Source organism: Pseudocitrobacter corydidari, assembly GCF_021172065.1.
Taxonomy (GTDB): Bacteria; Pseudomonadota; Gammaproteobacteria; order Enterobacterales; family Enterobacteriaceae; genus Pseudocitrobacter; species Pseudocitrobacter corydidari.
This window is the reverse complement of record NZ_CP087880.1, coordinates 3450644-3472333: the sequence shown is the minus strand read 5'-3', so window position 1 is coordinate 3472333 and position 21690 is coordinate 3450644. Positions and strand designations below refer to the sequence as shown.

The following is a 21690-nucleotide window of genomic DNA, read 5'->3' as shown; positions in this document are numbered from 1 at the left end:
GGTCATAACCTCATCACCCTCTGTAGCGGACATAACAACATGAAAGAGCTTGTGGTCGTTGCCATTGGTGGCAACAGCATTATCAAAGATAACGCCAGCCAGTCGATTGAGCATCAGGCGGAGGCGGTGAAAGCCGTCGCCGATACGGTGCTGGAAATGCTGGCTTCCGATTACGACATTGTGCTGACCCACGGCAACGGGCCGCAGGTCGGGCTGGATTTACGCCGTGCGGAGATTGCCCACGAGCGCGAAGGGCTCCCCTTAACGCCGCTGGCGAACTGTGTGGCGGATACGCAAGGTGGCATTGGCTATCTGATCCAGCAGGCGCTGAACAACCGACTGGCGCGTCACGGCGAGAAAAAAGCCGTCACCGTGGTGACTCAGGTGGAAGTGGATAAAAACGATCCGGGATTTGCCCATCCCACCAAACCCATCGGCGCATTCTTTAGTGAAAGCCAGCGTGACGAACTACAAAAGGCAAACCCTGACTGGCGTTTTGTTGAAGATGCCGGACGGGGCTATCGCCGCGTGGTCGCCTCGCCGGAACCGAAACGTATTGTCGAAGCACCTGCCATTAAGGCGCTGATCCATCAAGGTTTTGTGGTAATTGGCGCGGGCGGCGGCGGAATTCCGGTGGTGCGTACTGACGCGGGGGATTACCAAAGCGTGGACGCGGTTATCGACAAAGATCTCTCTACCGCGCTGCTGGCCCGTGAAATTCACGCCGACATTCTGGTGATCACCACCGGCGTCGAAAAAGTGTGTATTCACTTTGGCAAGCCGCAGCAGCAGGCGCTGGATCGGGTAGATATTGCCACCATGACCCGCTATATGCAGGAAGGGCATTTCCCGCCCGGCAGCATGTTGCCAAAAATCATCGCCAGCCTGACGTTCCTGGAGCAGGGCGGCAAAGAAGTGATTATCACCACGCCGGAATGCCTGCCCGCGGCGCTGCGTGGCGAAACGGGCACTCATATTATTAAAACGTAAGGACGTAAGATGAAAGAAAATAATAGCCGCCGTGAGTTTCTGAGCCAGAGCGGTAAGATGGTCACCGCTGCCGCGCTGTTTGGTACCTCTGTGCCGCTCGCCCATGCGGCAGTCTCTGGCACAACCCACTGCGACGCGAATAACACCATGAAAATCACTGACCCGCATTACTATCTCGACAACGTGCTGCTGGAAACCGGATTTGATTACGAGAACGGTGTGGCGGTACAGACCCGCACGGCGCGCCAGACCGTGGAGATTCAGAACGGTAAAATTGTTGCCCTGCGCGAGAACAAGCAGCATCCGGACGCCACGCTGCCGCACTATGATGCTGGCGGTAAGTTGATGCTGCCCACCACTCGCGACATGCATATTCATCTCGACAAAACCTTCTACGGCGGGCCGTGGCGCTCGCTCAATCGTCCGGCAGGCACCACCATCCAGGACATGATCAAACTCGAGCAGAAAATGCTGCCGGAGTTACAACCTTACACGCAGGAGCGGGCGGAAAAGCTGATCGATCTATTGCAGTCGAAAGGCACCACCATTGCCCGCAGTCACTGCAATATCGAACCGGTTTCCGGCCTGAAAAATCTGCAAAATTTGCAGGCGGTGCTGGCGCGGCGTCAGGCGGGCTTCGAGTGTGAAATCGTCGCCTTCCCGCAGCACGGTTTGCTGCTGTCGAAATCGGAACCCTTAATGCGTGAAGCAATGCAGGCGGGTGCGCATTACGTCGGCGGGCTGGACCCGACCAGTGTCGATGGCGCGATGGAAAAATCCCTCGACACCATGTTCCAGATTGCGCTGGACTACGACAAAGGCGTCGATATTCACCTGCACGAAACCACTCCGGCAGGCGTGGCAGCCATCAATTATATGGTTGAAACGGTAGAGAAAACGCCGCAGCTGAAGGGCAAGCTGACCATCAGTCACGCCTTTGCGCTGGCAACGCTCAACGAACAACAGGTCGATGCGCTGGCGAATCGGATGGCGGCGCAGCAAATTTCTATCGCCTCGACGGTGCCGATTGGCACGCTGCATATGCCGCTCAAACAGTTGCACGACAAAGGCGTAAAAGTCATGACCGGCACCGACAGCGTTATCGACCACTGGTCTCCCTACGGCCTGGGCGACATGCTGGAAAAAGCCAATCTCTACGCGCAGCTCTATATTCGTCCTAACGAACAGAACCTCTCCCGTTCGCTGTTTTTAGCTACTGGCGATGTATTGCCGCTGAATGAAAAAGGCGAGCGCGTCTGGCCTAAAGCGCAGGATGATGCCAGCTTTGTGCTGGTGGACGCCTCCTGTTCCGCCGAGGCGGTGGCGCGTATCTCGCCGAGAACGGCGACGTTCCATAAAGGACAACTGGTGTGGGGGAGTGTGGTGTAAGATGCGGGCTTCCCCGGCCTTTCGACCGGGGAATCTAACATTAATGCGCACGCCCCTGCTCGACGCCGAGGCCGGTTTGTGAACGGATAAACTGGGCGCGGAACTGCTCGCGCTCAAGGTTACCCTCAGCAGAGTTGTCGGTTGCCGAGAAGAACCAAATTCCCAGGAATGCCACGGTGATGGAGAACAGCGCCGGGTATTCATACGGGAAGATGGCTTTTTCGTGGCCGAGGATCTGCACCCAAATGGTTGGGCCGAGAATCATCAGCACCACCGCTGTCAGCAGGCCTAACCAGCCGCCCAGCATCGCGCCACGGGTGGTCAGTTTTGACCAGTACATAGAGAGCAGGATGATGGGGAAGTTGCAGCTGGCGGCAATGGCAAACGCCAGGCCAACCATGAAGGCGATGTTCTGGTTTTCAAACAGCACGCCCAGCACGATAGCAATCACACCCAGAATCAGTACGGTGATTTTCGAGACACGCAGCTCTTCACGCTCGGTGGCGCCTTTACGGAAGACGTTAGCGTAAAGGTCATGTGAGACCGCCGAAGCGCCTGCCAGCGTCAGCCCGGCAACCACCGCCAGAATGGTGGCGAAGGCCACAGCGGAGATAAAGCCGAGGAACAGGTTACCGCCGACCGCATTGGCCAGGTGAACCGCCGCCATGTTGTTACCACCAATCAGCGCGCCAGCCGCATCTTTATAGACCGGGTTCGCCCCCACCAGCATGATTGCGCCAAAGCCGATGATAAAGGTCAGGATGTAGAAGTAACCCATAAAGCCGGTGGCGTAGAACACGCTTTTACGCGCTTCGCGAGCATCGCTGACCGTGAAGAAACGCATCAGAATATGGGGCAGCCCCGCCGTACCGAACATTAGGCCAAGGCCTAACGATAGCGCGGAAATCGGATCTTTCACCAGCCCGCCAGGGCTCATAATGGCTTCACCTTTCGGGTGAACCGCCATGGCTTCAGTGAACAGGTTATTGAAGCTGAAGCCCACGTGTTTCATCACCATAAAGGCCATGAAACTTGCGCCAAACAGCAGCAGCACGGCTTTGATAATCTGTACCCATGTGGTGGCGAGCATGCCGCCAAACAGCACGTACATCATCATTAGCACGCCAACCAGCACCACCGCGATGTGGTAGTTCAGGCCGAACAGCAGCTCAATCAGTTTACCCGCGCCGACCATCTGGGCGATGAGGTACAGCGCGACGACGACCAGCGAGCCACAGGCGGAGAGAATACGAATTGGCCCCTGCTTCAGGCGGTAGGACGCCACGTCGGCAAAGGTATAGCGGCCCAGGTTACGCAGGCGCTCGGCAATCAGGAACAGAATGATGGGCCAGCCTACCAGGAAGCCCAGCGAGTAGATAAGCCCGTCGTAGCCAGAGGTGAAGACCAGCGCGGAAATACCCAGGAATGAGGCGGCAGACATATAATCGCCCGCAATCGCCAGCCCGTTCTGGAAACCGGTAATGTTGCCGCCGGCGGTGTAGTAGTCATTACGCGAACGTACGCGTTTAGAAGCCCAGTAGGTAATCCCGAGCGTAAACACGACGAAAATTAAAAACATAATAATCGCCTGCCAGTTAGTTGGCTGGCGTTGTACGGCACCGCTGATAGCATCGGCTGCGTTAGCGGCGAAGGGTAGTGTGGCGGCAAGCGCCGTCAGGACTCGCTTCATGATGCTTTTACCTCGTGCAGTACCGCTTTGTTAAGACGATCGAACTCGCCGTTTGCGCGCCAGATATAAATACCGGTCAGGACGAAGGAGATAAGAATCACGCCCACGCCAATGGGAATACCCCGGGTAACGCTGGTTCCCGCATGCAGCGGAGTACCCAGCCAGCCAGGCGCGAAAGCAATCAGAAGGATAAAGCTGATGTAAACCGCCAGCATGATAATCGACAGAATGGTGGCAAACCGTTGCCGTTTTTCGACTAACTCCCTGAAACGCGCACTGTCTTCTATCCGCTGATAAATGGTGTCATTCATCACAGAATCTCCAGAGGTAAAAGTGGGGTTTGTTATGGGGCAAGCAGTTGCCGGATGGCGCTTCGCTTATCCGGCCTACCGTAGGCCCGGTAAGCGAAGCGCCACCGGGCAAGGTATGGTTATGAAGGCATGGTAATCGCCTGCTTCTCTTCGAGCAGTTTATCGACCACGCCCGGATCGGCGAGCGTCGAGGTATCGCCGAGGTTGCTGGTATCGCCCGCGGCAATTTTGCGCAGAATGCGGCGCATGATTTTGCCCGAACGCGTTTTGGGTAATGAATCTGTCCAGTGCAGCACGTCCGGCGTCGCCAGCGGGCCAATCTCTTTACGCACCCAGTTACGCACTTCGGTGTACAGGGCCGGCGTTGGCTCTTCACCATGATTCAGCGTCACGTAGGCATAAATCGCCTGGCCTTTGATATTGTGCGGAATGCCGACCACCGCCGCTTCCGCCACTTTCGGATGCGATACCAGCGCCGACTCGATTTCCGCCGTACCCAGACGGTGACCGGAGACGTTCAGCACGTCATCGACGCGCCCCGTTATCCAGTAATAGCCATCTTCGTCGCGACGTGCGCCGTCACCGCTGAAATATCTATTTTTGAAGGTGGAGAAGTAGGTCTGCTCAAAGCGCTCGTGATCGCCGAAAAGCGTGCGCGCCTGGCCTGGCCAGGAGTCGGTGATCACCAGGTTGCCTTCGGTCGCGCCTTCCTGCGGATTCCCTTCGTTATCCACCAGGGCAGGCTGTACGCCGAAGAACGGACGGCTGGCGGAACCGGCTTTCAGTTCAGTCGCGCCCGGCAGCGGGGTGATCATGAAGCCACCGGTCTCGGTCTGCCACCAGGTGTCGATCACCGGGCATTTCTCTTTGCCGATTTTCTTCCAGTACCACTCCCACGCTTCCGGGTTAATCGGCTCGCCGACGGAACCGAGAATGCGCAGGGAAGAGCGGTCGGTACCTTCAATCGCCTTATCGCCTTCCGCCATCAGGGCGCGGATCGCCGTTGGCGCGGTGTAGAGAATGTTAACTTTGTGTTTATCGACAACCTGGCACATACGTGCCGGAGTCGGGGAGTTTGGCACGCCTTCAAACATCAGCGTGGTCGCGCCGCAGGCCAGCGGGCCGTAAAGCAGATAGCTGTGGCCGGTGACCCAGCCGACATCCGCGGTGCACCAGTAGATGTCGCCCGGATGATAATCAAATGCATATTTGAAGGTCGTTGCCGCGTAGACCAGATAGCCGCCAGTGGTGTGCAGTACGCCTTTCGGTTTCCCGGTTGAGCCGGAGGTGTAGAGGATAAACAGCGGATCTTCCGCATTCATCTCTTCCGGCTGATGGCGATCGTCAGCTTTTTCAATCAGGTCGCTCCACCACAGGTCGCGGCCTTCATGCCAGTCGATATTACCGCCAGTACGCTTCAGCACCACCACGTTCTCGATGGTCTTGACGTTCGGGTTTTTCAGCGCATCATCGACGTTTTTCTTCAGCGGGATCCCACGCCCGGCGCGCACGCCTTCGTCAGCGGTGATAACCAGACGTGAACTGGAGTCGATAATACGCCCGGCCACCGCTTCCGGTGAGAAGCCGCCGAAGATAACCGAGTGCACCGCACCAATGCGCGCGCAGGCCAGCATAGCGACTGCGGCTTCCGGCACCATTGGCATGTAAATCGCGACCACATCGCCTTTCTTAATGCCCAGTGAGAGCAGGACGTTAGCGAAGCGGCAGACGTCGCGATGCAGTTCTTTATAGGTAATATTTTTGCTCTGGCTGGCGTCATCGCCTTCCCAGATAATGGCGGTCTGGTCGCCGCGCTCTTGCAGGTGTCTATCCAGGCAGTTCGCCGCCAGGTTCAGGGTGCCATCTTCATACCATTTAATGGAGATGTTGCCCGGCGCAAACGAGGTGTTCTTGACCTTTGTGTAAGGTTTGATCCAATCGAGAATTTTACCTTCTTCTCCCCAGAATGCGTCAGGGTCGGAGATAGAGAGCTGATATCTCTGCTGATACTGCTCCGGGTTGATCAGGCAACGGTCTGCAATGTTCGCAGGAATCGAGTGTTTGTGTATTTGGCTCATGCTTTTTTTCTCCTTGTAAGATGTTAATAATATGTCGCCAAAAAGTTAATTGTAGGGGTATTGCGACCTTTGTTTACTATTTGGGCGACAGATCACGCATTATTAGAATTGTTCAAATAATGTGCATTTGATTCTTTGAAGGAAAATAATTGCCAGGAGTTATTTATGAAAATTGTGACAAAAAAATATTATTTATAACAAAAACTTATAATAGTTTATTGGTAGAAATTAATGAGAATATGCGTGAAGGGAGTGAAAAGCCCTGTTCTTAAAGGGTTGCGCAACATACCGTCCAGATGATACTGATACTGCGCGTTAAAAAACCCCATAAACAAACGCAACACAAATCATCCCTTTCAAGTAGATGTCATTCCTTTTTGGAATGGTAGCTTTCATTGAGGAAGTCTGTTGTTATGAAAAAAACGAGAATCAGCCTCGCCTGGCAGATTTTGATTGCCCTTATTCTGGGCATCCTGCTGGGTAGTTACCTGCATTATCAAAGTGATAGCCGTGAATGGCTGATTGCTAACCTCTTATCACCGGCGGGTGATATCTTTATCCATCTGATTAAAATGATCGTCGTACCGATTGTGATTTCCACCCTTATCGTGGGGATTGCGGGCGTGGGCGATGCCAAACAGCTTGGCCGAATCGGCGCAAAAACCATTATCTATTTCGAAGTGATCACCACGGTGGCGATTATCCTCGGGATCACGCTTGCCAACGTCTTCCAGCCGGGCGCGGGCATTGATATGTCGCAACTGGCGACGGTGGATATTTCGAAATACCAAAGCACCACGGCGGATGTCCAAAGTCATGCGCACGGTCTGATGGGCACGATTCTTTCGCTGGTGCCGACCAATATCATCGCGTCGATGGCGAAGGGCGACATGTTGCCGATCATCTTCTTCTCGGTGCTGTTTGGTCTTGGCCTTTCCTCTCTTCCTGCAACACATCGTGAACCGCTGGTTACCGTGTTCCGCTCCATCTCCGAAACCATGTTTAAAGTGACCCACATGGTGATGCGTTATGCGCCGGTCGGTGTCTTCGCGCTGATCTCGGTGACGGTCGCCAACTTTGGGTTTGCATCACTGTGGCCGCTGGCGAAGCTGGTGATTCTGGTTTATGCCGCGATTCTGTTCTTCGCGCTGGTGGTGCTGGGCGCGGTCGCGCGCATCTGCAAACTGAGCATCTGGACGCTGATTCTTATCCTGAAAGATGAACTGATTCTGGCGTACTCCACCGCCAGTTCCGAGAGCGTCCTGCCGCGTATTATCGAGAAGATGGAAGCCTACGGTGCGCCACCGGCAATCACCAGCTTCGTGGTCCCGACCGGTTACTCCTTCAACCTCGATGGTTCCACGCTGTATCAGAGTATTGCGGCGATCTTTATCGCGCAGCTTTACGGCATTGAGCTTTCCATCTGGCAGGAAATCATTCTGGTGCTGACGCTGATGGTGACCTCGAAAGGGATTGCTGGCGTACCGGGCGTTTCGTTCGTGGTACTGCTGGCAACATTGGGCAGCGTGGGTATTCCGCTGGAAGGCCTGGCGTTTATTGCCGGTGTTGACCGTATCCTCGACATGGCGCGTACCGCGCTGAACGTGGTGGGTAATGCCCTGGCGGTGCTGGTTATCGCCAAGTGGGAACACAAATTTGACCGCAAAAAAGCACTGGCGTATGAACGCGATGTGCTGGGTAAATTTGATAAGAAAGCGAATATGTAAAAAAACGCCGGATGGCGCTGGCGCTTATCCGGCCTACGATACGATCCGTAGGCCTGGTAAGGCGTAGCCGCCACCCGGCGTTTTATTATTAACCCAACGCGCTTTCGCGCAGACGGGCTTTCAGCTTGTCATATTCCTGAATCACATACTGCTCTGCCGCATGTTGGTCCGCAATTGGCTCAACGTTGACCGCGCAGTACTTGTACTCCGGCGTCTTGGTAATCGGGCTTAAGTTTTCACTCACCAGCTCGTTACACGCGCCAATCCACCACTGGTAGGTCATGTACACCGCACCTTTGTTCGGGCGATCGCTCACCTGAGCACGGGTAATGATTTTCCCTTTGCGTGAATTGACCCACACCAGCGCTTCATCTTCAATGCCGAGACGTGCTGCATCAGCCGTGTTGATTTGCGCGTAGCCCGGTTCATCCGCCAGCGCGGCCAGTGCTGCACAGTTACCGGTCATTGAACGGCAGGAGTAGTGCCCCACTTCACGCACTGTGGAGAGCACCATCGGATACTCATCGGTCAGTTTGTCGATAGGCGCAACCCAGTCGCAGGTGAAGAACTGCGCCAGACCGTTCGGCGTGTCGAACTTCTCTTTAAAGAGATACGACGTCCCCTGGTCGGCGTCAGATTCATCGCGGCACGGCCACATGACATATCCCAGCTCGCCCATTTTTTCATAGGTCGCACCGAGGAAGTCCGGGCAAAGATGACGCAACTCATCCCAGATTTCCTGGGTGTTGTTGTAGTGCATCGGATAGCCCATACGGGTGGCGATTTCACTGATGATCTGCCAGTCGGTTTTCAGGTCCCATTTCGGCTCAACGGCCTTGAAGAAACGCTGGAAGCCACGGTCAGCCGCAGTGTAAACCCCTTCGTGCTCACCCCAGGAGGTGGACGGCAGAATGACGTCAGCCGCTGAGGCGGTTTTGGTCATAAAGATGTCCTGCACAATCACCAGTTCCAGTTCGTCGAACGCTTTACGCACGGCAGAGAGTTCGGCGTCAGTCTGGAGTGGATCTTCACCCATAATGTACGCAGCACGCACTTCACCATGCGCCACGCGGTGCGGCAGCTCGCTGATACGATAACCGGTGTGTTCCGGCAGGCTGTCAACGCCCCAGGCTTTGGCGAATTTCTCACGGTTTTCCGGGAATTTGACGTACTGATAACCCGGATAGGTATCCGGCAGTGCGCCCATATCGCACGCGCCCTGTACGTTGTTCTGACCACGAACCGGGTTTACGCCGACGCTTGGTTTCCCAAGGTTGCCGGTCAGCATCGCCAGGCTGGTCAGAGAACGCACGGTTTCCACGCCCTGATAGAACTGAGTCACGCCCATGCCCCACAGGATCGCCGCGCTTTTCGCTGAAGCATACATACGGGCGCACTGGCGAATTTCCTGCGCGCTCACGCCGGTGATTTCCTCGACGGACTCCGGTGTATAGCCTTCAACAATTTTACGGTACTCTTCGAAGCCTTCGGTACGGCCCGCGACGAACGCCTGGTCATACAGATTTTCTTCGATAATGACATGCCCGATGGCATTGAGCAGCGCGATGTTCGAGCCGTTTTTCAATGCGATGTGCATATCAGCAATGCGCGCGGTTTCAATTTTGCGCGGATCGCAGACGATAATTTTTGCCCCATTGCGTTTGGCGTTAATCACGTGATTCGCCACAATCGGGTGTGAATCTGCCGGGTTATACCCGAAGATGAACACGAGATCCGTGTTATCAATTTCTGTGATGGCATTACTCATTGCGCCATTACCGACCGACTGGTGCAGACCTGCAACCGATGGGCCGTGTCAGACACGTGCGCAGCAATCGACGTTATTGGTACCAATAACGGCGCGCGCAAATTTTTGCATCACATAGTTGGTTTCATTACCGGTACCACGAGAGGAGCCGGTCGTTTGAATGGCGTCAGGGCCATATTTTGCTTTGATCGCGCTCAGGCGGTCAGCAACGTAATTCAGGGCTTCGTCCCAGGAGACGGCTTCCAGCTTGCCGCCGCGCTGGCGACGGATCATTGGGCTTTTCAGGCGCGGAGTCAGGATCTGGGTATCATTGATAAAATCCCAGCCGTAATAACCCTTCAGGCACAGCGTGCCCTGGTTAGTTTTCCCCATCGCCGCTTCAGCCTTAACGACTTTCCCGTTATCGACCACCAGGTTGATTTTGCAACCTGAGGCGCAGTACGGGCAAACCGTGACGACTTTTTTCATCGGTCTTGCTCCAGTTTCAATCAGCGCGGACGCGCATAACGACCTTATTATGCAGGTTCTATGCCATGTTTTTATTGTGGGTATCCACGGATATTACGGGGATTTTTTAGACAAAACCCTGACGAAAAACAGTCTGTCGTCAGTTTTGACGTGTCGAAGGGAAGCCGCGTGACGGGCACGCGGCGAGAGGGTTACTTTTGATTGACGGCCTGATAGCCGCCGCCCAGCGATTTAATCAGTTGGATGTTTTCGATAACCCGACGGGTGTCGAGCATCATCAGCGACATTTGCTCTGCCAGCACCGGAAGCTGCGCTTCGGTTGCCTGCAAGCGGCTGCCGAGGCCTTGCTTGTAGGCGGCCTGCGCGGCGGCCTGGGTATAACGCGCGGCGTCGATGCGTTCGGTCTGCATCACGCGCTGGTCGTTGAGCGTTTGCAGGCGCGAGCCGTTAATCGCCACATCGCGAACCGCATTGAGCACCGACTGGTTGTAGCGCTCTATCAGCATGTTGCTGCTGGCGCGCGTGCTTGCCAGATTGGCGTTCAGACGCCCGCCGTCAAACAGCGGTAAGCGCAGGCCGGGGATGAAGTTGATCTGCTTGCTTGGGCTTTTGAACATATCCTCAAGGTGAATAGCGTCGAAACCGAAGAAGGCTTTGATATCAAAGCTCGGATAGAAGAGCGCGCGTGCGGCATCGACCTGGCTTAACGATGCCTGAACATACCAGCGCATGGCCTGAAGATCCGGGCGGCGCGCGAGCAATTCATACGAGAGCGACGACGGCAGCCCGGTATCAACCTGCGGCAGCGCTACCGGTTTGAGGTCCGGCATTTCGGTTGCGCCGATGATGGCGCGCAGCGACTCCCGCGTCTCTTTGATTTGCCCCTTCACGGCGGCAATTTGCTTTTCTACCGCCAGCAATTGCGAACGTGCGCCGTGCCACGGTACCTTCGCCTCCAGCCCCTGATTGACTTTACTCTGGTGCGCTTTCACCGCGTAATCAATGACATCACGCGTCTGCTCCTGCAAATCAAGCATCTGGTAATTCGCCTGCTGGCTGTAATAAAGCTGGGCGACGCCCGTGGTCAACGACAGTTCGACGGCGGCAGTTTCCGCCAACGCTGCGTTTTTCGCGCCAATGGCGGCCTCGACGGCGGAACGATGTGCGCCCCACAAATCGAGGTCAAACCCGGCGACCACGCCGACGGTCGCTTCCGTGTAATACGGCCCGTCCATGCCTAAACGCGGCGCATCCATCGCATAAGGGCTGAGGAAGCCGCTGGCCGAAACGCGCTGGCGGTTCAACATACCGATCGCCGCCATTTGCAACCGTGAACCGGCCTCCAGCAGTTCTGCCTGCGACTGCGCTTTCTCTTCATGCTGCTTTGCTTCGGCGAGCGTGTGCGACCCGGCGAGGGTTTTAGCAATCAGCGCATCCAGTTGCGGATCGTGAAACTGCTTCCACCATTGCGCCTGTGGCCAGCCCCGGCTTGCCAGATGGATGTCGTCGGCGAGTTTGATCTGTTCGGGCGCGATCTGCGCGTTTGGCGTGCCGTCTTTGCGGATCAACGCGCAGCCGGAGAGCAGCGTGGTGGTGCCGAGCAGGCTGCAAATCAGCAGGCGGGAAAAGTGTCGGGTCATTGTGGCATGGCTCCTTGCGCCCGCGCGGCCTCTGGGGGCGGCGGGTTGCTCCAGTCGGGTAAAAGAGTGATGTGCTGCGCGGCGGAGATTGTGCGCGCAGCCGGGCTCAATGTCGGTGTGGCGCTGGTGTTCAACGGCAGCCCGCTGGCGTAGGCGTCCAGCGCGTCGGCAAGCGCAGCGGCGCTTTGCGCATCGGGATGCTTATCCCACGCGTTGAGGATTTCTCGCCCCTGGCGGATCACCGCCTGGCTGTGGCTCACCAGCCGTTCACGTTCATCAGCGGGAAGATGGCGCTCCAGCGCGACGCGCTCGCACATCTCTTCACTGGCGTTAAATGCCGCGTGGCAGCCGATGCGCAGTTGCAGATAGCCGCTGAGGGCCGCGCCGCCCTGGGTATGCGGCAGGCGCATTGCTTTGGCGATCATTGCCAGCGCACCCGCCAGCTTTTGTGGCAGCGCGCGGACTTCGCTTTCGGGCCAAATGAAGGTGTAAATCACCGCCGATACTGCGGTGCCAATCAGAATACCGATCGCGCGGTCGCGGATTTCTACCAGGTCATAGGTTGGGCCGAACACGTTTTCGAGCGTTGCCAGTGCAAAGGTGACCACCATTTGTGTGCCGATGTAAGACGAGCGTTCTGAACTGGTCGCCATCCATGCACCGATGAGGAAAATCGGCGCCAGCACGCACAGCAGCTCGACGATGTTATCCAGCCACGGCATCACCAGCAGAGTAAACAGCAGGGCAAAAATCGCGCCGAAGAACGCGCCGCCGAAGCGCAGGCCCATTTTCTGATAAGAGGAACCGATGCTGGGGTTTGCGACAATCACGCAGGTGAGCATACAGGTATGAATGCCTTCCCACTCGACGCCGGAGTAAAAGATGTAGCAAACCATGCACGCCAGCAGCGTTTTCAGGGCATAGCGGATGTAGGCCGGGTTAGTCCAGGCATCGGCGGCCATCGACGGCTGTTTTGCCGCAGGCGCAGGCGGAGTATCCGGGTCCATTTTGCCAAGCTGAATCAGCGCCTGACACACACCCGCCAGGCCGCAACGCTGCGCGGTGGCAAGCTGTTGTTCGTCTGGTTGCCAGTCTCCGCGCCACGCATCACCGACGCGAATGGCCGCGCACAGCGCATTTATTTCTGTGGCAAGTGTCGCCAGCAACGCCTGTACCGCCGGGTCATTCGCCCAGGCGGCGGCATCAAAACGGTTCAGCGTGGTGCGCAGATAGGTGACGGTCGCCACGCAGGTTTGCCACCAGGCGCAATGGCCTTTCCAGTCGGCGTCATCCGCCAGACAGAAAACGTTCAGTTTTTGCAGCGCCAGTGCATCGCGCTCAAGCTGTTTGTCACTGACCGGTGAATCAGGCTGTGTTAATCGTGCTGCGGCTTCCTGCAATTGTGCGCAAAGCCCGCTGCGCATCTGGCCAATCGCCCGCGCCGGAAACCACAGCACACCCATCAGCACCATCAGTAGCGTTGGGTATAGCCCGACCACGATGCACCACAACGTCAGGCGCACCACGATTTCCGGGTAATCGAGCATCCCCGGAAAGGTTTGCCCGTAAATCGCCACAATCGCCACGGCGAAGAACACCAGCCCCAGCTTGTGGGTACGCATCAGGAACATGCAGCCAATGAGAATCAGGCTGGCAATCGCCATGCGTACCAACGGATAGCCGTAAGACCATTTATAGATAAGGAACAGGCTGCCGATTTCCAGCACCGTGGCGACCACAAAAAGGATCGCCACGAATTTGGTGTAAAAGGCATTGGACTGGATGCCGTAGAACAGCACGGCCAGCGAGATCGCCACAAAGGGGATCTCGAAGGTCATGGAGATGAGCACCACCAGCAGGCAGCCCGCCCAGAGCTGCATTGTCTGCGGGAGGCGGCCCGGTCGCTGTTCGCTGAGCTCTTCGTGGAAGAAGCTCAGCAGTTTAACCAGCGGAAGCGGCAGATAATCAAGCGCCTTCATCATTGCGGCTCAAGGTTAGCAACCGCCGATGCGCCGATGCGGAACATCTCTTCGTCCGGATTTTCGACCACAATTTTTACCGGGAAACGTTGGGCGACGCGTACCCAGTTAATGGAACGGGACACGCGCGGCAGGCCGCCGAGCACCATGCCGCCGTCGTCTGGCATCACGCCGTAGCCGATGGAGTCGACTTTGCCGGTAAACGTTTTGCCGGAGTCACTCATCAGACGCAACGTTGCAGGCGTGCCGCTATGGATATTTTTCAGCTCGGTTTCGCGGAAGTTGGCGATAACGTACCAGTGGTTGGTATCAATCAGGGTAAAGACCGGTTTCATCGCCGAGGCGAACTGACCGACGGTGGTTTTCAGCGCCACCACGCGGCCATCAAACGGCGCGCGAACGGTCGCCATTTCCAGATGCAGTTCGGTAAGTGCGATATCTGCTTGTACTACATCGCGCTGGGCTTGCAGCGCATCGACACCGCTGACGGCGCTGGCAGCCTGTTTCGCCTGTTCCAGAATGGCATTGAGGTCAGCTTCTGCGGCGCGCTGCGCCGTGCGGGCGCGGTCAACATCTTCGGCAGAAACAAAGCCTTGCGCCAGCAGCGGCTCCGTGCGTTGCAGCGTTTTGGTCGCCTGTGCGGCGGCGGCGCGCGCTTTCGCGACGGCAGCTTCTACGGAATCGGCACCGTGCTGTTGCGCGTCAACGCTGCGCTGCATCAGCATGATTTGTTTGTCGAGCGCCTCAAGTGAGGCTTTGGCTTTCGCCAGGTTTGCTTCGTAAGTTCGTGGATCGATGCGCATCAGCACATCACCCTGCTTGACCAGCTGATTATCGTGTACCGCCATATCGACAATGCGACCGCTGACTTCCGGCACGACATCAATGGTATCGGCATAAACATAGGCATCATTAGTGGATGGCGCGCTATCCAGGCGCCAGATGACATAAACCATAACGACGATAGCCACCAGAACCAGGATCAGGGCAGGAGCCTTTTTATTGGTCGGTTTTTTGGGCGTACTTTCCATGAGCGCGTCTCGATAAAATTAAAAGAAGGCCAGCCATAACAGCATGGAGAAAAGGGCGAATAGCGCGGTGTAGGCCAGCCCTGGGTAGCCCAGATGCGGCGTGCTGTTCGTGCGAATAAGGATGCGGCGGACGATAAGCGTCAGAATGACGCCGCCAATAATACAAAAAAGCCAGCCGGGGTAATAAGCGCCAATCAACGGTATTGCCGGTGAAAAGGTGCATCCTGACAGCAGAAACAGGGGAAGCAGGATCAACTTGCCTGAAAAAGAAAAAAACCTGTCCATGTTTTATTTTCCTGAAGAATAAATGGAGCTATTAATATTCCTGTTAATGTTGAATAAAACCGTCACCCGGTTTGAACCGAAAAGTATAATCAGTACGGTAGCGGGAAAATTGATTTAACTTGCGGAATTGACTATCCGACGTGTGAATAATAAACGTGCCCCGGCCTGTGCAGGGGCACGTTTATCACTTTTTATTAAGGATTAATTCGGCGTGACAATATTTGTCCACAGTTCAAATTTATCCATGTAAGAAATAATTTCATTTAATTTATTAGCGTTGCCAATAATTTTCACTTTCTTCGCTTTCACCAGATCGGCCATTTTCGCCTGACCGACCAGCACGTCGTGCAGATCGCTGCGGCTCATGTAGAAGGAGGCGTCGGCTTTCGGTTGCAGCGTTTTACGGTAGTTCAACACGCTGTTTTCCAGCGATAAATTCATATTATCGTTATTGGAGAAATTAAAGTTCAGGCTGATGTTCTTGCCTGCGGCTTTCTCGCTGTCCAGTCGTACCGCCAGGTAATCCAGCAGCATCTCGACGGTCATGCCCTTGATGGTGTCGGAAGAGGCGGTGCTCGCGTGGGAGAACTTGTGCACGCCTTCACGCAGCTCTTTCGCGCCGGTCAGATAGAAGCCGCGCCAGGTGGCAGATTCCGCCTGATAACCCAGTTGTTCGAAGGTGTCGGCCTGCAGGTTTTTCGCCACCTGGTCGCCCGGATCGGCAGCAATTACCTGTTTCAGCAGCTCAGAAGCCCAACGATAGTCGCCCTGGTTGTAGGCTTCACGTGCGAGGTTGATAGCATGTGCGGAGCCGCCCAGCGCTTTGACATAGCGTTTACCCATATCCACCTGACCATACGGATTCAGGTTCGCCGGGTTACCGTCGTAATAGCCGAGATAGAAGTTATACACCGCGCGGGCGTTATGGCTGACGGAGCCATAGTAGCCACGGCTGGCCCAGTTTTTATCCAGCGTTTCCGGCAGATGGATCATGTTGCCGATTTCATTCATGGTGTAACCCTGGTTCGCTAAATGCAGCGTTTGGTCATGAATGTACTTGATAGTGTCGCGATATTTGCCGATGTAATCATTAATGTGCTGATTACCCCATACCGGCCAGGTGTGCGGCATAAACAGCACTTCGGCCTGGGAACCCCATTTATCCAGGGTTTCGTTCAGATAATCGGTCCACTTCGCGGTATCACGGGTTTTCGCGCCGCGCAGGGTGTAGAAGTTATGCAGGGTGTGAGTGCTGTTTTCCGCCGTACACAGGGCTTTCAACGCCGGAATGTAGAGGTGCATTTCTGACGGCGCTTCGCTGCCTGGTGCCATCAGGAATTCGAAATCGAGGCCATCGATATTGAGTTTTTCACCGGTTTTAGTAATGGAATGCGTCGGTGCAATAATGCTCGGGTCGCCGGTAGCCAGCGTCACGCCAAGGCCGTTACCGATGTTGCCCTGGGCATTATGCGGCAGCAGCAGCCCATAAGAGTACAGCGCGCGGCGGCTCATGATATTCCCCGCCAGCACGTTTTCGCTGATCGCCTCTTCCATAAACCCTTCCGGGGCGATGATCTGCACTTTGCCGGCTTTCACATCGGCTTCCGATACCAGACCTTTCACGCCGCCATAGTGGTCAGTGTGGCTATGGGTATAGATGACGGCCACAATCGGTTTCTGTGGGCGATGTTTAAAGTAGAGGTCGAGACTGGCTTTTGCAGCATTTGGCGTCACCAGCGGGTCGATGACGATGATGCCTGTATCGCCTTCAATGAAGGTGATGTTGGAGATATCCTGGCTGCGCACCTGGTACATGCGGTCGGTGACTTTAAACAGACCAGAGATACCGTTTACCTGCGACTGACGCCACAGGCTGGGGTTGACAGTACTCGGGGCTGGCGCATTGATATCAAATTGATAATCCAGCGCGCGATAATAGACTTTGCCATCCGGTGTCGTTAATTTCCCTTCATTTAACAACGGAGCGATAAAACCACGCTGCGCGTCGTCAAAATCCTGACGATTGTTAAAAGGAAGGGATTGTTGATATTGCTGATTGACGGATTTGGTAAATGAACTGGCATCTTTAGCGCTTTCCGCCGCACCTACCGATTGGCTCATTAATGCCATAATGGCGGTCAGCGCCAGGCAGGTTTTCGTTAATTTAAATGTTCCATTCATAAAATATCTAATCTCCATTTAATTATTTGCGAAATAAATAATAAGACAGGCAAAATAGAGACCATTATAATAATAACGTCGGGATGTGGATATTTAGGCTGTGATCGAATTAACTATTATTGTTAGGTTATTGTGCTATCCACATTTGAGAATACTCCGCTGTTTTACTTTCTAACGTTTCATTAACGTCATCTCACTCTGGTTGTATGAGACTTTCCTGATGAAACGTTACCTTACCGTCTTGTTGTTTGTGCTGATGAGCCCGCTTGCGCATGCCGATGTGATTGATGATGCGATAGGCAACATTCAGCAGGCAATTAACGATGCCTACAATCCCTCCAGCAATCGTGCCAGCGATGATGATGACCGCGACTATGACGACGGGCGCTATCAGAATGATAACAGCCGCCAGCAATATGACGACCGTCGCCGCCAACTGGAGGACCGACGCAGGCAGCTTGATGACCGCCAGCGCCAGCTTGATCAGGAACATCGGCAGCTAGAGGATGAGCGGCAGAGGCTGGAAGATGAGTATGAGCGGTGAGGGGGCAGCGCGCCCATGACCAACCCTATCACGCTACCCTAATCTCCATCCCATCAAACCCGGCCTCAAACCCTGACGGCAGCGCGTTCTCCATCAGCCACGCATCAAACTGGTGGCTGATGTGCGTCAGAATCACCCGTGGCGAGCGGATAACCTCATTCTGCGCCAGTACGGTGTTTAAATCACAGTGATTACGCGGTGCATCCTCGCGCGGCGGGTGGCTGCAATCAATTACCATTACCTGCGGCTGATTATTGCGTAAAAATTTCAGCGTTTTCTCTGGCAGGCCAGCGGTGTCAGATAGCCACGCCACCCGGCTGTGCGCCGTTTCCAGTAAATAGCCGAAAGTGAGTTTAGAATGGTTAAGCGGCAGCGGCGTGACCTGCAATCCCTGCAAATCAAACACCACAAACGGTTCCACTGTGTGGCTGAAATCAAGCAGGCCCGGATGTTTAAACAGATCGTCGCAGCCCTGTTCATCCGGCGGGCCGTAGACCGGGATCGGATCGCCCACGCCCCAGCGCAGCGGAAACAGCCCCTGGACGTGATCCATATGGTAGTGCGTCAGCAAAAACTGCTGGAACGATCCGGGCGACCAGCGATCGGCGAGATCGTGCCGCCCGGCGTCGATCAGGGTGATCGCCTCGTTAAACTTCACTACGCCGCTGCATGGCTGGCGGCGATACTGCGGTGAGCGCCGCGCTCTGGCGCAGGCCGCGCACTCGCAGCCCCATGCCGGAACGCCCTGTGCGCCGCCGGTGCCGGTGAGCGTGAGGGTCAGGCTCATGTTACAGCGCCTTGGTGAAGCGGAAGTGGCTCTGCTCGTAGCCTTCGCGCAGGTAAAATCGGTGCGCGTCGTGGCGCTTCACGTTGGTGGAAAGTTCGGTCATTTCGGCCCCGGCCTGGCGGGCTTCTTCTTCTGCCCATGCCAGTAATTTACTGCCGACGTTCAGACCGCGCGCCTGCGGCATCACCACCAGTTCCTGAATTTCGCCGATCCAGTTGACATGATGCAGATGAAACTGCAAATGCAGGCCGATCATGCCGACAACTTCGCCATCAAGCAGCGCCAGATGGTAGCGCATGTTTGGGTCGCGCAGATTGGCGTTAAAGCCCACGCGAAACGCGTGGTGGTCAAACTCCGCCTGTTTTAGCTCACAAATCAGCGCGTAAACCGCGTCGGTATCGTACTGCGTGGCCGGGCGAAGCTCACAAGCAGGCATGGTGTTTCTCCTTCTGATGAATCAGCGTCAGCAGCGTGTCGACCGACTGGCGCAGGCTGCCGTCATTGTTGAGCGTATGGCAATCCTGTGGAGTATAGCGGGCGGCGCGCGCCAGGCGGGCGTTAATTTCACTGGCGTTTTCACGGCCACGGTTTTCCAGGCGCTGGCGCAGGATCTCCGGCGAAACCTGTAAACAGATGGGCAGCAGCGCCGATTGATAGCGCGCCCGTGCCTGCGGCAAATGCGCGCGTGAACCGTTGACCACCACGTCAAACCCGGCGTGCAGCCAGAGATCAATCTCGACGCCGACGCCATAATACAGACCGTTAGCGTGCCAGCTTAAGACCAGCAGATTTTGCCCCGCGCGGGTAAAAAACTCCCGCTCACTTAGGGCGATATGGTTTTCACTTCCGGCGCTGGCGTCGCGCGTGATGTAGCGATGCGCCACCAGTAACTGCGTTTGTTCCCGCAGGCGGAGTTCCGCCAGCAGGCTGTCTTTCCCGGAGCCGGACGGCCCCATCAACCAAATCAATTTTCCCATCATCAGAACACCCTTTTACCCTGACGCCAGACGTGGTCGATATGAATGTGATTGCCCTTGCGATGCGCCAGCACCAGGTCGGCGCGTTTGCCCTCGCCAATCACCCCGCGATCCTGAAGATTCAGCGCCTGCGCCGGATTTTTGGTCACCAGCTTCACCGCCTGCGGCAGCGTAAAGCGGTTGCTCTGGTCGTCGGCGACGCGGAATGCCGCATCCAGCAGGCTGGCGGGGTAGTAGTCGGAAGAGAGGATATCCAGCAGGCCAAGCTGCGCCAGTTCACTGGCCGCCACGTTGCCGGAGTGCGAACCGCCGCGCACGATATTCGGCGCGCCCATCAGCACGTTCATACCATGCCTGCGCGAAGCTTCCGCCGCTTCGAAGGTGGTGGGAAATTCGGCGATCACGCTGCCAAGCTGGTGGGATTCGGCAACGTGGGCGTGCGTGGCGTCATCGTGGCTGGCGAGGGCAATTTGTCGTGCGCGGCACAGGGCGGCGATGGATTCGCGATTCGGCTGCGACCAGCGTGCGGCAAGCGCCAGTTGCTCTTCTTCGTACTGCTGCATCTGCGCATCGGTGAGCGAGTATTTGCCCTGATAATATTCGCGATACTTCTCGCGGTTGGCGAACTGGCGCTGGCCCGGCGAGTGATCCATCAGCGACACCAGCGTCACCGGCTCGCGCTGCACCAGTTTTTCAAACAGCGGCAGCGTGGTGTGATGCGGCAGTTCGCAGCGCAGGTGCAGGCGGTGCTCGGCGCGGTTGACGCCGCGTTTCTGCGTCTCTTCGATGGCGTTGATCATCTTCTCCAGATTCTCCAGCCGATCGCCGCCGTCGCGCACGTCGCCAATCGCCACCGCGTCCAGCACGGTGGTGATGCCGCTCGCCACCATCAGCGCATCGTGGCTGCTCATCGCCGAGTGGGCGGGCCAGTCGACCTTCGGGCGCGGGGTGAAGAATTTATCCAGATTATCGGTATGCAGCTCAATCAGCCCCGGCAGCAGCCAGCCGCCTTCGCCGTCCATCGCCTCCGGCAGGCGGCTCTGGCTTTCGGCAAAGGCGCGGATTTCACCGTTCTGCACCTCCAGCGAACCGCTTACCACCTCGTTTTCCAGCACCAGCTTAACGTTATTGATAATCATGCAGAGGCTCCCATTGGGTGCAGGCGGTCGGCGACGTCATTACGTACAGCTTCGTCATGGAAGATGCCGACGATGGCTGCGCCACGGGTTTTGGCTTCGCGAATCAGTTCCACCACCGCGGCGCTGTTTTTGGCGTCCAGCGAGGCGGTAGGTTCGTCAAGCAGCAGAATGGGGTAGTCGACGATAAAGCCGCGGGCGATGTTGACGCGCTGCTGTTCGCCGCCGGAGAAGGTCGATGGTGCCAGGTGCCACAGGCGTTCAGGCACGTTCAGGCGGGTAAGCAGACGCGCGGCTTTAGCGGCGCAGGCTTCACGCGGAACGCCGGTATCGAGCAGCGGCTGCATTACCACTTCCAGCGCCGAAATGCGCGGGATGACGCGCAGAAACTGGCTCACCCAGCCGACGGTGGTTTTGCGGATTTCCACCACTTTGCGCGCTGGCGCGGTAACCAGGTCTACCCATTCGTCACCGTGTTTGATCTGGATTTGCCCTTCGTCGGGCAGATAGTTGGCGTACAGCGAGCGTAGCAGAGTTGATTTGCCGCTGCCGGAGTGGCCGTGGAGCACCACGCATTCGCCTGCGTTGACGGTGAGCGAGGCGCGTTGTAAGACGGGCAGGCGCACGCCGTTTTGCTGGTGCAGGATGAAGGTTTTACTGACGTTTTCGACGCGGATCATTTTGGCCTCTTCGTTGTTTTTGCCGGATG

The 21690-nt window shown here is 56.2% G+C and carries 18 protein-coding genes; 4 read left to right on the top strand and 14 right to left on the bottom strand.

The genetic code is table 11. From position 1 onward, the window contains the following. The first annotated feature begins 39 nt into the window (after positions 1 to 39). Together G163CM_RS16145 and G163CM_RS16140 are read left to right on the top strand one after the other, a co-directional pair. The gene (locus G163CM_RS16145; protein WP_231825627.1) at positions 40 to 990 is read left to right on the top strand and encodes a carbamate kinase family protein; all 951 of its coding nucleotides are present in this window, start codon (positions 40 to 42) and stop codon (positions 988 to 990) included. Positions 991 to 999: 9 nt separating this feature from the next. Then, entirely contained in the window at positions 1000 to 2379 is a 1380-nt protein-coding gene (locus G163CM_RS16140; protein ID WP_231825626.1) for an amidohydrolase family protein, read from the top strand. A 40-nt stretch (positions 2380 to 2419) separates the two neighbouring features. Here G163CM_RS16140 and actP read toward each other — a convergent pair whose 3' ends face one another. The 3 genes from actP to acs all read right to left on the bottom strand — a co-directional run bounded on the left by actP (position 2420) and on the right by acs (position 6458). Further along, positions 2420 to 4069 carry a cation/acetate symporter ActP gene (gene actP / locus G163CM_RS16135; protein WP_015966296.1) on the bottom strand — a complete coding sequence of 550 codons (1650 nt, stop codon included), beginning with the start codon at positions 4067 to 4069 and terminating at the stop codon, positions 2420 to 2422. Then, complete coding sequence (locus G163CM_RS16130; protein WP_015966295.1) at positions 4066 to 4380, bottom strand: DUF485 domain-containing protein; 315 nt, start codon at positions 4378 to 4380, stop codon at positions 4066 to 4068. Before G163CM_RS16130 ends, actP begins: the two co-directional genes overlap by 4 nt. A 119-nt stretch (positions 4381 to 4499) precedes the next feature. Continuing rightward, positions 4500 to 6458 (bottom strand): acetate--CoA ligase, encoded by a 1959-nt coding sequence (acs, locus tag G163CM_RS16125; protein ID WP_231825625.1) that lies wholly within the window; start codon positions 6456 to 6458, stop codon positions 4500 to 4502. Positions 6459 to 6871: 413 nt separating this feature from the next. Between acs and gltP the strand changes: the two genes are divergently transcribed. After that, positions 6872 to 8185 (top strand): glutamate/aspartate:proton symporter GltP, encoded by a 1314-nt coding sequence (gene gltP / locus G163CM_RS16120; protein WP_015966293.1) that lies wholly within the window; start codon positions 6872 to 6874, stop codon positions 8183 to 8185. 88 nt (positions 8186 to 8273) lie between these two features. On the opposite strand, the gene fdhF is transcribed toward gltP, so the two are convergent. The 6 genes from fdhF to G163CM_RS16090 form a co-directional block, all read right to left on the bottom strand. Further along, positions 8274 to 10421 (bottom strand): formate dehydrogenase subunit alpha, encoded by a 2148-nt coding sequence (fdhF, locus tag G163CM_RS16115; protein WP_083867141.1) that lies wholly within the window; start codon positions 10419 to 10421, stop codon positions 8274 to 8276. A 191-nt stretch (positions 10422 to 10612) separates the two neighbouring features. Beyond that, positions 10613 to 12061 (bottom strand): MdtP family multidrug efflux transporter outer membrane subunit, encoded by a 1449-nt coding sequence (locus tag G163CM_RS16110; protein ID WP_231825624.1) that lies wholly within the window; start codon positions 12059 to 12061, stop codon positions 10613 to 10615. Further along, positions 12058 to 14040 (bottom strand): multidrug efflux transporter permease subunit MdtO, encoded by a 1983-nt coding sequence (gene mdtO / locus G163CM_RS16105; RefSeq protein ID WP_231828388.1) that lies wholly within the window; start codon positions 14038 to 14040, stop codon positions 12058 to 12060. The genes G163CM_RS16110 and mdtO overlap by 4 nt, the downstream gene beginning before the upstream one ends. Continuing rightward, positions 14040 to 15071, bottom strand: coding sequence for a multidrug transporter subunit MdtN (gene mdtN, locus G163CM_RS16100; RefSeq protein WP_231825623.1), 1032 nt, complete (start codon positions 15069 to 15071; stop codon positions 14040 to 14042). The genes mdtO and mdtN overlap by 1 nt, the downstream gene beginning before the upstream one ends. An 18-nt stretch (positions 15072 to 15089) precedes the next feature. Further along, complete coding sequence (locus G163CM_RS16095) at positions 15090 to 15356, bottom strand: YtcA family lipoprotein (RefSeq protein ID WP_015966287.1); 267 nt, start codon at positions 15354 to 15356, stop codon at positions 15090 to 15092. 201 nt (positions 15357 to 15557) lie between these two features. Further along, positions 15558 to 17537: an alkyl/aryl-sulfatase gene (locus G163CM_RS16090; protein WP_231825622.1), complete on the bottom strand. Its 1980-nt coding sequence runs from the start codon at positions 17535 to 17537 to the stop codon at positions 15558 to 15560. Positions 17538 to 17757: 220 nt separating this feature from the next. Here G163CM_RS16090 and yjdP point away from each other — a divergent pair, with 220 nt between their 5' ends. Continuing rightward, positions 17758 to 18081, top strand: coding sequence for a DDRRRQL repeat protein YjdP (yjdP, locus tag G163CM_RS16085; protein WP_231825621.1), 324 nt, complete (start codon positions 17758 to 17760; stop codon positions 18079 to 18081). 28 nt (positions 18082 to 18109) lie between these two features. Here the strand turns inward: yjdP and phnP are convergent, their stop codons facing one another. The 5 genes from phnP to phnL are packed head-to-tail and all read right to left on the bottom strand — an operon-like array spanning position 18110 to position 21661. Then, positions 18110 to 18868, bottom strand: coding sequence for a phosphonate metabolism protein PhnP (phnP, locus tag G163CM_RS16080; RefSeq protein WP_231825620.1), 759 nt, complete (start codon positions 18866 to 18868; stop codon positions 18110 to 18112). Between the two features lies 1 nt (position 18869). Then, positions 18870 to 19304 carry an aminoalkylphosphonate N-acetyltransferase gene (phnO, locus tag G163CM_RS16075; protein WP_001110490.1) on the bottom strand — a complete coding sequence of 145 codons (435 nt, stop codon included), beginning with the start codon at positions 19302 to 19304 and terminating at the stop codon, positions 18870 to 18872. Beyond that, positions 19291 to 19848, bottom strand: coding sequence for a ribose 1,5-bisphosphokinase (gene phnN, locus G163CM_RS16070; protein ID WP_231825619.1), 558 nt, complete (start codon positions 19846 to 19848; stop codon positions 19291 to 19293). Before phnN ends, phnO begins: the two co-directional genes overlap by 14 nt. Continuing rightward, complete coding sequence (phnM, locus tag G163CM_RS16065) at positions 19848 to 20984, bottom strand: alpha-D-ribose 1-methylphosphonate 5-triphosphate diphosphatase (protein WP_231825618.1); 1137 nt, start codon at positions 20982 to 20984, stop codon at positions 19848 to 19850. The genes phnN and phnM overlap by 1 nt, the downstream gene beginning before the upstream one ends. Next, positions 20981 to 21661 (bottom strand): phosphonate C-P lyase system protein PhnL, encoded by a 681-nt coding sequence (phnL, locus tag G163CM_RS16060; protein WP_105288251.1) that lies wholly within the window; start codon positions 21659 to 21661, stop codon positions 20981 to 20983. The genes phnM and phnL overlap by 4 nt, the downstream gene beginning before the upstream one ends. Positions 21662 to 21690: the final 29 nt, after the last annotated feature.